This window comes from Bacillus vallismortis, from assembly GCF_004116955.1.
GTDB lineage: Bacteria > Bacillota > Bacilli > Bacillales > Bacillaceae > Bacillus > Bacillus vallismortis.
The window spans coordinates 13,078-28,552 of record NZ_CP026362.1 but is presented as its reverse complement, the minus strand read 5'-3'; the positions used below and the strand labels follow the sequence as shown (position 1 = coordinate 28,552).

General features: G+C 44.9%; 14 protein-coding genes, 1 tRNA gene and 1 pseudogene. 9 read left to right on the top strand and 7 right to left on the bottom strand.

Annotation, left to right across the window (positions count from 1 at the left end):
• Positions 1-11: 11 nt before the first annotated feature.
• The 6 genes from sacB (at position 12) to BV11031_RS00125 (ending at position 6,144) form a co-directional block, all read left to right on the top strand.
• A complete protein-coding gene (sacB, locus tag BV11031_RS00150; RefSeq protein ID WP_010328686.1) occupies positions 12-1,433 on the top strand; it encodes a levansucrase in 1,422 nt (473 codons plus the stop codon).
• Positions 1,434-1,509: 76 nt separating this feature from the next.
• Positions 1,510-3,060 (top strand): glycoside hydrolase family 32 protein, encoded by a 1,551-nt coding sequence (locus BV11031_RS00145; protein ID WP_010328687.1) that lies wholly within the window; start codon positions 1,510-1,512, stop codon positions 3,058-3,060.
• A gap of 107 nt (positions 3,061-3,167) precedes the next feature.
• Positions 3,168-4,730: an aspartate/proton symporter AspP gene (aspP, locus tag BV11031_RS00140; protein ID WP_010328688.1), complete on the top strand. Its 1,563-nt coding sequence runs from the start codon at positions 3,168-3,170 to the stop codon at positions 4,728-4,730.
• A gap of 94 nt (positions 4,731-4,824) precedes the next feature.
• Positions 4,825-5,409 carry a TetR/AcrR family transcriptional regulator gene (locus tag BV11031_RS00135; RefSeq protein WP_010328689.1) on the top strand — a complete coding sequence of 195 codons (585 nt, stop codon included), beginning with the start codon at positions 4,825-4,827 and terminating at the stop codon, positions 5,407-5,409.
• Between the two features lie 79 nt (positions 5,410-5,488).
• Entirely contained in the window at positions 5,489-5,824 is a 336-nt protein-coding gene (locus BV11031_RS00130) for a DMT family transporter (protein ID WP_010328690.1), read from the top strand.
• A complete protein-coding gene (locus tag BV11031_RS00125) occupies positions 5,824-6,144 on the top strand; it encodes a DMT family transporter (RefSeq protein ID WP_010328691.1) in 321 nt (106 codons plus the stop codon). Before BV11031_RS00130 ends, BV11031_RS00125 begins: the two co-directional genes overlap by 1 nt.
• Before the next feature lie 293 nt (positions 6,145-6,437).
• Here BV11031_RS00125 and BV11031_RS00120 read toward each other — a convergent pair whose 3' ends face one another.
• On the bottom strand, positions 6,438-6,953 hold the full coding sequence (locus tag BV11031_RS00120) for a DUF3231 family protein (RefSeq protein WP_010328692.1): 516 nt from the start codon (positions 6,951-6,953) through the stop codon (positions 6,438-6,440).
• Positions 6,954-7,105: 152 nt separating this feature from the next.
• A tRNA-Arg gene (locus BV11031_RS00115) sits at positions 7,106-7,181 on the bottom strand.
• 269 nt (positions 7,182-7,450) lie between these two features.
• Here BV11031_RS00115 and clpP point away from each other — a divergent pair.
• Positions 7,451-8,047: an ATP-dependent Clp endopeptidase proteolytic subunit ClpP gene (gene clpP / locus BV11031_RS00110; protein WP_003219849.1), complete on the top strand. Its 597-nt coding sequence runs from the start codon at positions 7,451-7,453 to the stop codon at positions 8,045-8,047.
• Positions 8,048-8,096: 49 nt separating this feature from the next.
• Here the strand turns inward: clpP and BV11031_RS00105 are convergent, their stop codons facing one another.
• Positions 8,097-8,672: an LOG family protein gene (locus BV11031_RS00105; RefSeq protein WP_010328693.1), complete on the bottom strand. Its 576-nt coding sequence runs from the start codon at positions 8,670-8,672 to the stop codon at positions 8,097-8,099.
• Positions 8,673-8,787: 115 nt separating this feature from the next.
• Between BV11031_RS00105 and BV11031_RS00100 the strand changes: the two genes are divergently transcribed.
• Positions 8,788-9,108 carry a MazG nucleotide pyrophosphohydrolase domain-containing protein gene (locus BV11031_RS00100; protein ID WP_010328694.1) on the top strand — a complete coding sequence of 107 codons (321 nt, stop codon included), beginning with the start codon at positions 8,788-8,790 and terminating at the stop codon, positions 9,106-9,108.
• 26 nt (positions 9,109-9,134) lie between these two features.
• On the opposite strand, the gene BV11031_RS00095 is transcribed toward BV11031_RS00100, so the two are convergent.
• Both BV11031_RS00095 and BV11031_RS00090 read right to left on the bottom strand, forming a co-directional pair.
• On the bottom strand, positions 9,135-10,736 hold the full coding sequence (locus tag BV11031_RS00095) for a SulP family inorganic anion transporter (RefSeq protein WP_010328695.1): 1,602 nt from the start codon (positions 10,734-10,736) through the stop codon (positions 9,135-9,137).
• 17 nt (positions 10,737-10,753) lie between these two features.
• Positions 10,754-11,338: a beta-class carbonic anhydrase gene (locus BV11031_RS00090; RefSeq protein ID WP_010328696.1), complete on the bottom strand. Its 585-nt coding sequence runs from the start codon at positions 11,336-11,338 to the stop codon at positions 10,754-10,756.
• 402 nt (positions 11,339-11,740) lie between these two features.
• Between BV11031_RS00090 and BV11031_RS00085 the strand changes: the two are divergent.
• Positions 11,741-12,717, top strand: a pseudogene (locus BV11031_RS00085) (2-hydroxyacid dehydrogenase).
• 33 nt (positions 12,718-12,750) lie between these two features.
• Here BV11031_RS00085 and BV11031_RS00080 read toward each other — a convergent pair.
• Positions 12,751-14,697 carry an ABC transporter permease gene (locus tag BV11031_RS00080; RefSeq protein ID WP_010328698.1) on the bottom strand — a complete coding sequence of 649 codons (1,947 nt, stop codon included), beginning with the start codon at positions 14,695-14,697 and terminating at the stop codon, positions 12,751-12,753.
• A complete protein-coding gene (gene psdA, locus BV11031_RS00075; protein ID WP_010328699.1) occupies positions 14,672-15,451 on the bottom strand; it encodes a lantibiotic ABC transporter ATP-binding protein PsdA in 780 nt (259 codons plus the stop codon). The genes BV11031_RS00080 and psdA overlap by 26 nt, the downstream gene beginning before the upstream one ends.
• Between the last annotated feature and the right edge of the window lie 24 nt (positions 15,452-15,475).

Here is a 15,475-nt window from a genome sequence, read left to right as displayed (position 1 = left end):
AGACATGAACGATGAACATCAAAAAGTTTGCAAAACAAGCGACAGCATTAACCTTTACAACTGCACTGCTGGCAGGAGGCGCGACTCAAGCGTTTGCGAAAGAAACGAACCAAAAACCGTATAAGGAAACGTACGGCATTACCCATATTACACGCCATGACATGCTGAAAATCCCTGAACAGCAAAAAAATGAAAAATATCAAGTGCCTGAATTTGATCCATCCACAATTAAAAATATCTCTTCTGCAAAAGGCCTGGACGTTTGGGACAGCTGGCCATTGCAAAACGCTGACGGCACAGTCGCAAACTATCACGGCTACCACATTGTCTTTGCGTTAGCGGGAGACCCTAAAGATGCGGATGACACATCGATTTACATGTTCTATCAAAAAGTCGGCGAAACGTCTATTGACAGCTGGAAAAACGCTGGCCGTGTCTTCAAAGACAGCGACAAATTCGATGCAAATGATTCAATCCTGAAAGACCAAACACAAGAATGGTCTGGTTCAGCGACATTCACATCTGACGGTCACATTCGTTTGTTCTACACTGACTTTTCTGGTAAACATTACGGCAAACAAACACTGACAACTGCACAGGTTAACGTATCAACGTCAGACAGCTCTCTGAATATCGACGGTGTAGAAGATTATAAATCAATCTTTGACGGTGACGGCAAAACGTATCAAAATGTACAGCAGTTCATCGATGAAGGCAACTACAGCTCCGGTGATAACCATACGCTGAGAGATCCGCACTACGTGGAAGATAAAGGCCGCAAATACTTAGTATTTGAAGCGAACACTGGAACTGACAACGGTTACCAAGGCGAAGAATCTTTATTTAACAAAGCGTACTACGGCAAAAGCACATCATTCTTCCGTCAAGAAAGTCAAAAACTTCTGCAAAGCGATAAAAAACGCGCAGCAGAATTAGCAAACGGCGCACTCGGCATCATTGAGCTAAACGATGACTACACAATGAAAAAAGTGATGAAACCGCTGATTGCATCTAACACAGTTACAGATGAAATTGAACGCCCGAATGTCTTTAAAATGAATGGCAAATGGTACCTGTTCACTGACTCTCGCGGATCAAAAATGACAATCGACGGCATTACATCTAATGACATTTATATGCTTGGTTATGTTTCTAATTCCTTAACAGGCCCATACAAGCCGCTAAACAAAACAGGCCTTGTGTTAAAAATGGATCTTGATCCTAACGATGTGACCTTTACTTACTCACACTTCGCTGTGCCTCAAGCTAAAGGAAACAATGTCGTCATTACAAGCTACATGACAAACAGAGGTTTCTTTGCTGACAAACAAGCAACGTTTGCGCCAAGCTTCCTCTTGAACATCAAAGGCAAGAAAACATCTGTTGTAAAAGACAGCATCCTTGAACAAGGACAATTAACCGTTAACAAATAAAAACGCGAAAGAAAATGCCAATATCCTATTGGCATTTTCTTTTATTTCTTATTTCCATCATAAAGGTGAATCCCATATGAACTATAAAAAAGCAGGCAAATGGCTAACCGTCTTCCTCATCTTTGCAGGAATATTGCTGTTTATCGACTTATTGCCAAACGAAGAACCTGTCAAAAAAACAAAATCAACACAGAAACCGGACTACCGGGCGGCATATCATTTTACAACGCCGGACAAGTGGAAAAATGATCCTCAAAAACCAATCTATTTTGATGGACAATACCATTATTTCTATCTTTATAATCGGGATTACCCAAACGGAAACGGCACAGAATGGCGCCATGCCGTTTCAGAGGATTTCCTGCACTGGACCGATGAAGGCGTGGCAATTCCGAAATATACAAACCCGGACGGCGATATTTGGTCCGGTTCTGTTGTAATCGATAAAAATAACACAGCAGGATTCGGGAAAAATGCGCTTGTCGCGATAGTGACACAGCCTTCTGCCAAAGACAAAAAACAGGAGCAATATTTGTGGTATAGCACAGACAAAGGAAAATCATTCAAGTCCTATCGTGATAACCCCGTTATGCCTAATCCCGGCACAGACGACTTCAGAGACCCGAAAGTCATATGGGATGACCAGGATAACAAATGGGTCATGGCCATGGCTGAAGGGACAAAAATCAGCTTTTATGAATCCGATAACCTAAAAAACTGGCATTACACAAGCGGATTTTTCCCAGAGCAAGCGGGCATTGTGGAATGTCCTGACCTCTACATGATGCGGGCAAGTGACGGCACCAATAAGTGGGTTCTCGGTGCCAGCGCGAACGGTAAACCATGGGGCAAACCAAATACGTACGCTTACTGGACTGGAAGCTTTGACGGAAAAGAATTTACAGCGGATCAGACTGGACCGCAATGGCTTGACTACGGCTTTGACTGGTACGGCGGCGTGACGTTCGAAGACGGCAAAAGCACAGATCCATTAGAAAAGCGGTATGCGCTTGCCTGGATGAACAATTGGGATTACGCCAACAACACACCGACAATGAAGAATGGGTTTAATGGCACAGATTCTGTTATACGTGAACTCCGGCTGCATGAGCAGGACGGCACATACAGTCTCGTCTCACAGCCGATCGAAGCTTTAGAGCAGCTGACTGTTTCAACTGACCACATAGAGGATCAGGATGTGAGCGGATCAAAAACACTGTCGATCACTGCTGATACGTACCAGCTTGATATGGATCTTTCTTGGTCAGAGCTAAAGAACGCAGGCGTCAGGCTGAGAGAGTCGGAAGACCAAGAACGCCATATTGATGTCGGCATTTTCGCCGAAGACGGCTATGCATATGTCAACAGAGCGGCTGCAAATCAGCCTGACAAAAGCAATACCTATGTCGAAAGCAAGACACCTTTCGATGTAAGCAAACAGAAGACCCATTTAAAAATTCTCGTCGATAAAACAACGATAGAAGTATTTGTCGGCGATGGAAAAACCGTTTTTTCAAATCAAGTGTTCCCGAGACCTGAAGATAAAGGCATTACCCTTTATTCTGAAGGCGGCACAGCTTCATTTAAAGAGATAACGGTGAAACATTTGGATACGATTCATAAATAAAAAACAGATGCAGCCCGTGCTGCATCTGTTTTTTGATGAGAGCGGTATTCTCTCCTGCATATTGGGCATTGTAAGGAATATAAGGCTGGTTGCAAAGGAGGAAGCGGATGTCTAAACAAGGAAATTTTCAAAAATCAATGTCACTGTTTGATCTGATTTTGGTTGGGATGGGGGCAATCTTTGGGTCAGCGTGGCTGTTCGCTGTCAGCAATGTCGCCTCAAAAGCGGGGCCCTCCGGCGCTTTTTCCTGGATCATCGGCGGAGCTATCATTCTGTTAATCGGGCTCGTGTACGCTGAACTCGGAGCCGCTCTGCCCCGTACCGGAGGCATCATTCGATACCCCGTTTATTCACATGGTCACCTTGTCGGTTATTTAATTTCATTTGTCACAATTGTCGCTTATACAAGCCTGATTTCGATTGAAGTCACGGCAGTCCGGCAATACGTGGCCTATTGGTTTCCCGGCCTGACCAAAGAAGGCTCTGATTCACCGACCATTGCAGGCTGGCTCTTGCAATTTGCCTTGCTATGCTTGTTTTTTCTCCTGAATTATTGGAGTGTCAAAACTTTCGCCAAGGCCAATTTCATCATATCGATTTTTAAATATATTGTCCCGATTACGATCATTATCGTGTTGATCTTTCATTTTAACGCACAAAATTTATCTGTTGAAGGATTTGCGCCGTTTGGTTTTACAGGTATTCAGGCTGCGATATCGACAGGGGGCGTGATGTTTGCGTACCTGGGCCTGCACCCGATTGTGGCTGTTGCAGGCGAAGTGCGAAATCCAAAACGCAACATCCCGATCGCTTTAATCGTTTGCATCATCGTTTCCACCATCATTTATACTGTTTTGCAAGTCACTTTTATTGGCGCAATCCCGACAGAAACGCTTAAAAACGGCTGGCCTGCAATCGGACGGGAGTTTTCATTGCCGTTTAAAGATATTGCGGTCATGCTCGGTTTGGGCTGGCTTGCAACGCTTGTCATTTTAGACGCTATTTTGTCACCGGGTGGAAACGGGAATATTTTTATGAATACGACGTCTCGCCTTGTTTACGCCTGGGCGCGGAACGGCACATTATTTCGCATATTTTCAAAGGTCAATAAAGAAACCGGAACACCACGCGCTTCACTCTGGCTATCGTTTGCCATGTCGATTTTCTGGACGCTCCCCTTCCCTTCGTGGAACGCGCTCGTCAATGTCTGTTCTGTCGCACTCATCCTTTCCTATGCGATCGCACCCATTTGCTCAGCAGCGCTCAGGGTGAATGCGAAGGACTTGAACAGGCCGTTTTATTTAAGAGGAATGAGCATTATCGGGCCGCTTTCCTTTATCTTCACGGCCTTTATCGTGTACTGGTCAGGATGGACGACCGTTTCTTGGCTGCTCGGTTCACAGCTCATCATGTTTTTGGTTTATCTCTTTTTCAGCAAATATGCGCCTCAAGAAGATGTCAGTCTTGCCCAGCAGCTGAAATCTGCCTGGTGGCTGATCGGGTTTTATATCATGATGCTGGTCTTTTCCTACATCGGTTCTTTCGGACACGGTTTAGGCATCATCAGCAATCCCGTCGACCTAATTTTGGTCGCCATCGGCTCAATTGCGATTTACTACTGGGCAAAGTATACCGGGCTCCCGAAAGCCGCCATTGATTATGATCAATAAAGAAGCAAGAGGTTTTCTTGCTTCTTTATTCTTTACAAACAAATAAACCGGCTATAAAATGAATGAAAGTCAGTCAGTAATGGAGGGATTCCTTATGCCAAAACATACATCGGGCAAATATGAAAAAATTCTGCAGGCTGCCATTGACGTGATTTCTGAAAAAGGTCTCGACAAAGCCTCTATATCAGATATTGTCAAAAAGGCCGGCACTGCCCAAGGAACGTTCTATTTGTATTTCTCATCTAAAAATGCCCTCATCCCGGCAATCGCAGAAAATCTTCTCACCCATACGCTGGACCAAATCAAAGGAAGGCTGCATGGAGACGAGGATTTTTGGACCGTTTTAGATATATTAATTGATGAGACATTTCTCATTACCGAACGCCATAAGGATATTATCGTTCTCTGTTACTCCGGGCTTGCGATCGACCACTCCATGGAAAAATGGGAGACGATCTATCAGCCTTATTATTCCTGGCTCGAAAAAGTCATCCATAAGGCGATGGAAAGCCGCGAGGTAACGGAAGGAATCAATGCAAAATGGACGGCCAGAACGATTATCAACTTGGTCGAGAACACAGCTGAACGATTCTATATCGGATTTGAACAAGATGAAAATATTGAAGTGACTAAAAAAGAAATCTTTACTTTCTTAAAACGGAGCTTAGCTACAGTGTAAAAAATGACTGGTAATACCGCTCATTTTTTACTGGCATAAAAATGACTGACGTTCATTCATAAAATGAGAGGTGTTTATTTTGAACTGGGTGCTTGTTTTGATTGCAGGACTTTTAGAAGTGGTTTGGGCCTCTTCCCTCAAACATGCCGATTCGCTTTTGGATTGGATCATGATTTTGATTTTGATCGCGATCAGCTTTATGCTGTTGATCCGCTCTTATCGAAAAATCCCCATGGCTGCGGCGTACACTGTATTTGTCGGAATCGGAACTGTCGGAACATATATCACCGGCGTTGTTTTGGGCGAATCCTTCTCAGCAGCGCAAATGTTCTTTTTAGCTTTATTGCTGGCTGGTATTTTAGGAATGAAGCTCTTCACGAAAGAAAGCAAAACACAGTCGGGAGGTGACTCGTAATGGCATGGTTTTTATTAGTCGTTGCCGGCATAGAAGAAATTATAGCTGCCGTCGCCATGAAATATATAGATGGAACAAGAAAAAAGTGGCCGATCATTGTAATGACTGTTGGATTTGGCTTATCCTTTTACTGCCTTTCACAAGCGATGCAGATCCTGCCTGCTGGAGTCGCTTATGCCGTCTGGACCGGCATTGGCAGCATTGGCGTATCTGCAGTCGGCTTTATCTGGTTTAAGGAACGTTTTCAGCTTTCACAGCTGATTTGTCTGGGCCTTATCCTTGCCGGTGTCATCGGCCTGCGTCTTACGTCTTCATCATAAAATAAAGGCATATACAACTGTATATGCCCCAGATTGTTGACAAAATCCTAAAACGGTTTTCGTTTTAGGATTTTGTCATCTTTTCAGCGTGATTGAAAACCCTTGAAGTCTAGGAAGGACGAGCATCGGAGCAGACTTTCACAGGATATGATGACGGCGGCGTTTAGGCAGGACGCTTAAGCATTTAGCCGCCGTTCCTTTCGTCATTCGTGAGCACCGACGCGCAGGCCTGACAACGAATGCGAGGGTTTGTCGACACGCTGAGGCATATACAACTGTATATGCCCTTGCCATTAAGCCTCGTCTTGATGGTTGTGAAGATGAAGCGGCGGCGGGATGAGCCAGCCTTTGTTTTTTAGCAGCCTTAAGTATTTTGCGCCGGTTGCCGCTTTAGAGATATGGAACTGCCCAAACATCATGGCAATATCCTCGCGAATTGACTCTCCCATGATTTTGCTGCATGTCACTAGCCCTGCGGCATTTTGCGCTGCTGATGAGACTGCCACATCCGGATCGAGAAACCGCGCGCCCGGCGGAATATCGTTCAGATCCGCTGCCGGCGGTTCAGGAGAAGCCGGCGGGAGCGCCACCCCGTTTTCCTTCAGGATGCTGCTGACTTGTTTCACTTCATCTTGGCACTTCTCAATGGACTCACGAAGCAGCTTTTTCAAATCGTCATCACCGACATGATGCAATAACATCTGGTAATTGCCGATCATTTTGTTGCCTGCCATCACATAACTCCACAAGCTGAAAACCTCACCATAATGCATCGGTTCCTCTTGCGGATTTCCGCTTAAAATACCCATATTTCATCCTCCTTGCAAATGTCAATATCGCACATCTCTAACGTGCCCAGCAGGAGGAAAATATATGTATCGAAGAGAAAAATTTTAACATCAAACAAAAAAGACAAGAGCGGCAAAATGCCAAACCCTTGTCTTTCTGCTGTTCTATTGGACGCGCTCGGAGGGATTCGAACCCCCGACAGACGTGGTACCGGAAACCACCGCTCTATCCAACTGAGCTACGAGCGCATATGGACTGCGTAATGAGAACGTCAGCACAACCCATTATACGATAAGTTCATCCAAATAACAACCCTCTATTTCAGCAGACCGTTTTTTCATCTATCACATCATCTTATTTGGCAATCTGGCATACGATGGTTTGAACCCTTGTATTTTTGGGGAAAATGGGAAAAAGAGAAGACTTTGCGTGTCAAGCCAGCTTTTTGTTTGACCTTTATTGACCAAAAATGTATCATGTAACTACATACTTACCTAAAAGGTGAAGGAGGAGCATTATGAATTTAATACCTACAGTCATTGAACAAACGAACCGCGGGGAAAGAGCGTATGACATTTATTCTCGTCTATTGAAGGATCGTATCATCATGCTTGGATCTGCGATTGATGACAACGTTGCGAACTCCATCGTGTCACAGCTTTTATTCTTAGAAGCGGAAGACCCTGAAAAAGATATTTCTATTTACATCAACAGCCCGGGCGGCTCAATTACAGCCGGTATGGCGATCTATGATACCATGCAGTTTATTAAGCCGAAGGTATCTACCATTTGTATCGGTATGGCTGCATCAATGGGCGCGTTCCTGCTTGCTGCCGGAGAAAAAGGCAAACGCTATGCGCTACCAAACAGTGAAGTCATGATTCACCAGCCGCTTGGCGGTGCGCAAGGTCAGGCGACAGAAATTGAAATTGCCGCGAAACGCATTCTCTTGCTTCGCGACAAATTAAACAAAGTTCTTGCTGAGCGTACTGGCCAGCCGCTTGAAGTGATCGAACGCGACACAGACCGCGATAACTTCAAGTCTGCTGAAGAAGCGCTCGAATACGGCTTGATTGATAAAATTCTGACTCGCAACACAGAAGAGCAAAAGTAATACTGTAACCTGCAAGAGCTATGTCTCTTGCAGGTTTTTTCATTACTTTTTAGATTTCCGTCCACTTTTTCTCTAAAATCGGATACGAGTAATTCTGCATTTGCTCAATTAACTCATCCGGCCGTGAAGAGCTGTGGATCAGCTTAAGGTGCGAGTCGTTAGAAAACCCTTCTTGAATGCTGTATTTGATCATTTTCATCATCGGTTCAAAATATCCGTTGACATTGTACAGTCCGATCGGCTTTTTGTGGATGCCGATCTGTGCCCAGCAAAGCACTTCAAACAATTCTTCATATGTACCGAAACCGCCCGGCATGGCGATAAAACCGTCAGCCAGCTCGCTCATTTTGGCTTTCCGTTCATGCATCCCGTTTACTTCAATCAGCTCAGTCAGGTTTTGATGGACAACCTCCCCGCTGAACAAACCGCTCGGCATGACCCCGATCGCAGTCCCGCCGTTTTCCATTATTGCGTCAGCAATCGCGCCCATCAAGCCTACGCGGGAGCCCCCATAGACAAGGCCGATTCCCTGCTCAGCCATGTAGGCGCCAAGCTCTTCCGCTTTTCGTTTATACGCTTCATTTCCCCCCGGGTTTGACCCCGCAAATACACAAATGGTTTTCATTTTTTTCATCTCCGTATCTATATATCGTGCCATACATTCAAAAACACACTATATATTGTCCCACCTTCATGTGATAATATCAATATGAAATACATAAGAATGCGGAGTGATGATGTTGCAGCTGGCTGATGCGGAGAAATGGATGAAGGAATTTTACGAAAAAAGAGGCTGGACAGAGTACGGACCGTTTATTCGAGTCGGCTTTTTAATGGAGGAAGCCGGTGAACTGGCCCGTGCTGTCAGAGCATATGAAATCGGGAGAGACCGGCCTGATGAGAAAGAGTCGACACGTGCTGAGCAAAAACAAGAATTGATTGAGGAAATGGGAGATGTCATTGGAAATATTGCCATCCTTGCTGATATGTACGATGTCTCCTTAGAAGAGATCATCAAAACCCACCAAGAAAAACTGACCAAACGTTTTGAGCATGCATGAAAAAGCGGCCGCAATGGCCGCTTTTTTTAACCTGTGATTTCATCATGATGATCAAAGAAATGCTGTTTTCCTATTTTGTGAAACAGGCCTGTTTTATGCAGCAGCTCCTTCGGCTGCGACTGCAATCCTACAATCATCAGCTTTCCGTTGTGGCGTTTAATTCGGTTCATAATGTTCCCAAGCACTGCTTCAGCCGACGTATCCATGTAGTGCACCTTATTCATGTGCAGAATAAGGGTCTTCGGCTTTTTCTGCACATGCTCCAGCAGTGAAGATTCAAGCGAATCAATGGACCCAAAAAACAGCGGCCCTTCTATAGTATACATGCTGACAGACGGGTCTTCTCTCTTTGCCGCATTCGCCAAAACAGGATGCGATTCCTGATTGTGGATGCGGGTCGCTTCGCTCATTCTTCTGATGAAGAACACAAATGCGAGGAGCAAGCCGGTTGCCACACCGACGATTAAATCAAACAGAACCGTTAGCGCAAAGGTCGCCGCCAAAATAAAGGAATCAGCGGTCTTCAGTCTCAGCATATTCGCGACCTCCTTGCGCTCACTCATATTCCATGCGACGACCATGAGGATCGGCGCCATACTGGCAAGCGGCACATGCGATGCATAAGGCGCGAATACGAGCAGGACAAGAAGAACGACTACACCGTGAACGACGCCGGAAACAGGCGAAACCGCTCCGTTTTTAATATTGGTCGCCGTTCTGGCGATCGCTCCCGTAGCCGGGATTCCACCGAACAGCGGCGCAGCCATATTCGCAATCCCCTGGCCGACAAGCTCCTTATTGCTGTCATGCTTTGAGCCCTTCATGTTATCAGCGACCATCGCGGACAAAATCGACTCAAGGCCGCCAAGAAGCGCGATGACAAGCGCCGCCGGAAACAGCATCACCATTTTATCCAATGTCAGCTCAGGAAACTGAAATTCCGGCAAATGACGGGGAATTTCTCCATACGTTGATCCGATCGTTGCCATGCGGTCAGGGAAAAAGACAACCGCGACCAATGTCGAAATAAGAAGCGCCAATAAAGCGCCGGGCACTTTCGGCATCACTTTCGCGGATACAAGCAAAATGACGAGCCCAATCACCGCTGTCAAAATGGCATACACGTTAAAGGTGCCAAGGTTCTGTGCAATTTCAAACATATTGTGATGAAAATTTTCATGTTTCTCAACATGACTCAAACCAAGAAAGTTAGCGATTTGCTCTGTAAAGATCAGCACGGCAATCCCGGCTGTAAAACCGACGATAACAGGTTTCGGCACGAATTTCATTATTTTTCCGAGCTTAAACAGCCCGAACAGCACCAGCATCACTCCCGCCATAAACCCTGCGATCAACAGGTTCTCAAAGCCATACTGCATCACAATGCCAAATAGAATCGGGACAAAGGCGCCTGTAGGACCGCCAATTTGATATTTGGATCCCCCAAACAAAGAAATACAAATCCCCGCCACAACAACAGTGTACAGCCCGTATTCAGGCTGAACTCCCGAGGCAATGGCAAACGCCATCCCTAAAGGAATTGCCACGACACCTACTACGATACCTGCAATCAAGTCTTTCTGAAATTTCTGCAAATTATAGTCCTTGAATCTCCCTGAGAATCGCATATTTTGCTATAACCCCCTTATGATTGAGTGTTTATGAGCTCAGTTTCATAACCGTTAATGACCACATCAAGTTTTCCTGTTTCAGGGTGAATGACAAGACCGTGAACCGGCACCTGTTTCGGCAGCAGCGGATGGTTCTTGATCAAATTCACACTGTGGGAAACGCTTTCTTCTACGCTGTGAAAACCGGTCAGCCATGTTTTCAAATCAAGTCCGGCGCTCGCCAGCAAATTCAGGCAGCTCTCTTCCACTCCGCGTTCCTTTGCTTTCTCGAGAATCGAGGACGCATTCAGTCCAGACATCCCGCATTCATGGTGGCCGACAATGCACACCTCTTGAGCCTGCAGTTCATAAATTGCCACCAGTATGCTGCGCATCACGCTTCCAAATGGGTGAGAAACGATGGCTCCCGCGTTTTTTACAATTTTAGCATCGCCGTTTTTCAGTCCCATTGCTTGCGGAAGAAGTTCGGTGAGCCGTGTATCCATACAGGTGACAATGACGAGCTTTTTTGAAGGAAATTTTGTCGTTTTGTACGGTTCATACTTCCTCTCTCTGACAAACCGCTGATTGTGTTCCAAAATTGATGTTAAAGAAACCATTTTGATTCATCTCCCATCCATATGATATTGCAAGCCTTCTTACCCAGCTTACAGTAAGGAATTATAGCATAGGAACACGAAGTGAAACGGCTTTCAAAAAAGACACTATAAATGGACGGTAGAAACAAAACATACACATTTATATCTTTCAAAGATAATAAAATTTATATTTATTGAATCCTATAGTCTGGATTCAGCTCGCATAATCGTGGTTTGTCTGACAAAAAATATAGGTGAATTCAGATAATTAAAAAACTTTTTAAAGCAATTTTAACTGTTTACCCAGTTTTCAGATTCATTTTAAGTTCAAAAGAACCAGAAATTAAATTGAACACAGCTATCATTTTAACAAATATTTATTTCCGATATAATAAAATAGACAACAGCCATAAAGGGGGAGCCTTGTTGAAACCATTTGTATTCATCACTAAACCGATTCCTGAAGAGATTGAATCATTCATCGGTGAACATTGCCGTTATGAAATATGGAGGGAGGATACACTTCCAAATGACGTGCTATTTGAGAAATTAAAAGAAGCAGAAGGGCTTTTAACGTCAGGAACGTCCGGACCGTCAATCAATCGTGAATTGCTGGAACATGCGCCAAAGCTTAAAGTGGTCAGCAACCAATCCGTAGGCTATGATAACTTCGATATAGAAGCCATGAAAGAAAGAGATGTCGCCGGCACTCATACACCTTATACACTGGATAACACAGTTGCGGACTTGGCCTTTTCTCTGATTCTATCTTCCGCCAGACGTGTTGCTGAACTGGACCGATTCGTCAGATCCGGAAAATGGGGAACAGTTGATGAGGAAGCGCTTTTCGGCATTGATGTTCATCATCAGACATTAGGCATTATCGGGATGGGCAGAATCGGTGAACAAGCCGCAAAACGCGCCAAATTCGGCTTCGATATGGAAGTGCTTTATCATAACCGCCATCGCAAACAAGAAACGGAAGACAGCATCGGCGTCAAGTACGCTGAGCTTGATACATTGCTCGAACAGTCTGATTTTATTCTGCTCATTACGCCGCTGACTGATGAAACGTATCACATGATAGGAGAACGCGAATTTAAGATGATGAAGAACTCAGCAATTTTCGTCAATATTTCCCGGGGAAAGACAGTTGATGAAAAAGCATTGATTCGCGCCCTTCAGGAAGGCTGGATTAGGGGAGCCGGCCTAGATGTATACGACAAAGAGCCTGTCACACAAGATAATCCGCTCTTACAGCTAGATAACGTCACGCTGCTTCCTCATATCGGTTCCGCAACAGCAAAAGTGCGCTTCAACATGTGCAAACAGGCTGCCGAAACATGATCGCAGCCCTCCAAGGGCAAACACCGAAACATCTCACAAAAGAATTTCAATAATAAAAAAACATCCGGTCTGATACAGACCGGGTGTTAAAATGGAATATGCTGCAGAACGGCACGCTTATAGATGTGGCGGGTGACAAGATAATATACCGCCTGAAACACAAAATAAACGAAGATGACCAGTACGGCCTCCAGAAATAAGTTTGAAGACAGCATATTGCTTAACGCCGCATACGCAAATCCTGCATGAATGGTACCCGCAATAAATGGGATGAAGAACAAAAACCCCATTTGTTTTCCTAGAATGGCATGAATCTCTTTGTCCGTAATTCCTATCCTCTTTAATGCCAACACCTGTACCCTCGTATCCTCTATTTCCGTAAACATCCGCAAATACAGCATGCTTCCTTGCACGACAAAAAACAGCACACTGACAAACATTCCTATAAACAGCGTTAATGCCACGGCCTGCTTTACAATCTGATAACTGGGGGCACGTGTTTGAAAATCAGATACATGTTCTTTCGGCACCATGTTTTCAAGTTTTTTAGAGACATCCACCGTCTCCTGCCAATGCTCAAGCTCGTAACCGACTACTCGCATCTGCTGCTTCAGCGGCACATCCTGTGACAGGCTGGCAAAGCTCTTTTCGCTGACGACCAATAAACGGCTGACTCCACCGACTGACATCAATATCCCTTTGTTTTGCTGCTTTTTCATGACATAGGAAAGTGTTTTTCCTGACTTCATCTGAAATGCTGCTGTTTCCCCTTCTCCAAATGTATCTTTCACCATCATCTGAAACGGAACATTGATAAACGCTTCATTTTCTTGCAAATGAATAACAGGGAAACCTTTTTCCTTTGCGACTTGATTATAGATTTTCTCTGAAATCAGCAAGGCTTTCGCTTCCGTTTTCTTGTTTTTATACGGCAGGTCTGATTGAAAAGTGACAGGAATCCCTGTCGCATTTACTTTATACTTGATTTTAGCACCCGCTTTTCTCAGTGTGCTCTCCGCTCTTGCAGGCTCCATCACCTGAAAATGGGAAGCGTCTTTTTCCACCCATGCAACAGCCTGAGGAATGCTTTGCTCCTCCTGCCTTTGCAAATCTGCATAAAACATATAGATGACACCTGTAGCTGTAAGTATGACCGCTGTTATGACAGACGTTAAAAACAACATGCGGGCGTGATCCTTCAGCCGAAAGATCATATTGGAACGGACAATGATATTCGTGCCTTTATAGAAACTGTGTTTTTTTCTGTACAGCATGCGGAAAAATGCAACACCGCTTTGTGTAAAAAAGAAATACGTCCCGATTAACACGAGAATCAAAATCGGAAAAACACGAAATACCATATCAATCGCATTAGCAGTGGCAGACAGATAATAACCGCCAGCGAGACATAACAAGGACAGCACAGTGAGCCATTTCGAATAGGCCGGCAAGCTTTTCGGCTTTTGGGCCGATTTCATCAACTCAATGATTTCAAGCTTTCGAATCCGTGCCAGCGAAAAAATGAGCAATGCCTGAAACAGGATGAGAAAGCCCGCAGCCGTCATCACAAACGCTTTCGGCACAATGACAAACGATATCGGAACCTTCACGCTGAGCATCCATGTCATGATCATGAAAAACAGCTTTGAACATAACAGCCCCGCTCCAATGCCAGCAGCAATCGCCGCAAGAGAGATCAGAGACTGCTCATAATAAATCATCTTGCGGAGCTGCTGTTTTGATGTTCCGAACAGTGTCAGCAGCCCAAACTCTTTCTTTCTCGCCTGCAAAAACGCCGAATTCGAATAGGAGATAAAAAATATACAAAACACAATGATGACGACAAGAGCCGCGCTCAAGCACGTTTTGACAAGGCTTCCGCCATATATATTGTCTTCATTGACATCCGGATGAAAAATGAAAGATGTGAAGATAAAAAACACCGAAACGGCAAACACACAGCTTAAAAAATAGGCGACATATCGCTGCAGGTTCCCAAGTATGTTTTTACGGGCGATGGTTCTCAAATTCATGAAAATCGCCTCCCAACACGCTCAAGGTATCCAATATACTTTGATAAAACACCTGCTGATTTGTTCCTCTGTGAATCTCTGAAAAGAAACGGCCATCCTTAATAAAGACAATCCGTTTACAGAAGCTCGCCGCTGTTGCATCATGTGTGACCAGTAGAATCGTCGCTTCCTTTTCTTCATTCAGCTGAGCCAGTGTGTTCATCACTTGCTTTGCCGATTTTGAATCAAGGTTGCCAGTCGGCTCATCGGCTAGAATGAGCGCCGGATTGTGTATAATGGCTCTGGCACATGCTGCGCGCTGCTGCTGCCCGCCCGACACCTCATAAGTCCGATGGTCGAGAATATGCTTGATTTGCAATGCATCAGCCAATTCATCCAAACGGGCTTCCATTTCTCTCAGCTTTACCTTATCCAGTGCGAGCGGCAGCAGGATATTTTCCCGAACGGTCAGCGTATCAAGCAGATTAAAGTCCTGAAAGACAAAGCCGAGTTCTCTTCTGCGAAACAGAGCCAGCTCCTGATCCTTTAACGTTTTCGGCTGAATGCCGTTAATCATCATCTCACCCTGGGTCGGCTTATCAATGGTAGCCAGCACATTCAGAAGCGTGGTTTTTCCGCTTCCCGACGGCCCCATAATTCCGACAAATTCTCCTTTCGCCACGCTAAGATCAAAGTCGCTGAGCGCTTGATACGATATTGTTCCTTTATTTGAATAGTACGTTTTCGACAGGTTCGTTGTTTGTAGCACATTCATGTTCTGCTCCTCCTTTTTCTTTAT

Coding starts and splice junctions, on each gene's coding strand:
- BV11031_RS00145 (WP_010328687.1), top strand. CDS start 1,510: ATGAACTATAAAAAAGCAGGCAAATGGCTAACCGTCTTCCTCATCTTT.
- BV11031_RS00135 (WP_010328689.1), top strand. CDS start 4,825: ATGCCAAAACATACATCGGGCAAATATGAAAAAATTCTGCAGGCTGCC.
- sacB (WP_010328686.1), top strand. CDS start 12: ATGAACATCAAAAAGTTTGCAAAACAAGCGACAGCATTAACCTTTACA.
- psdA (WP_010328699.1), bottom strand. CDS start 15,451: ATGAATGTGCTACAAACAACGAACCTGTCGAAAACGTACTATTCAAAT.
- BV11031_RS00080 (WP_010328698.1), bottom strand. CDS start 14,697: ATGAATTTGAGAACCATCGCCCGTAAAAACATACTTGGGAACCTGCAG.
- BV11031_RS00090 (WP_010328696.1), bottom strand. CDS start 11,338: ATGGTTTCTTTAACATCAATTTTGGAACACAATCAGCGGTTTGTCAGA.
- BV11031_RS00105 (WP_010328693.1), bottom strand. CDS start 8,672: ATGAAAACCATTTGTGTATTTGCGGGGTCAAACCCGGGGGGAAATGAA.
- BV11031_RS00125 (WP_010328691.1), top strand. CDS start 5,824: ATGGCATGGTTTTTATTAGTCGTTGCCGGCATAGAAGAAATTATAGCT.
- aspP (WP_010328688.1), top strand. CDS start 3,168: ATGTCTAAACAAGGAAATTTTCAAAAATCAATGTCACTGTTTGATCTG.
- BV11031_RS00095 (WP_010328695.1), bottom strand. CDS start 10,736: ATGCGATTCTCAGGGAGATTCAAGGACTATAATTTGCAGAAATTTCAG.
- clpP (WP_003219849.1), top strand. CDS start 7,451: ATGAATTTAATACCTACAGTCATTGAACAAACGAACCGCGGGGAAAGA.
- BV11031_RS00120 (WP_010328692.1), bottom strand. CDS start 6,953: ATGGGTATTTTAAGCGGAAATCCGCAAGAGGAACCGATGCATTATGGT.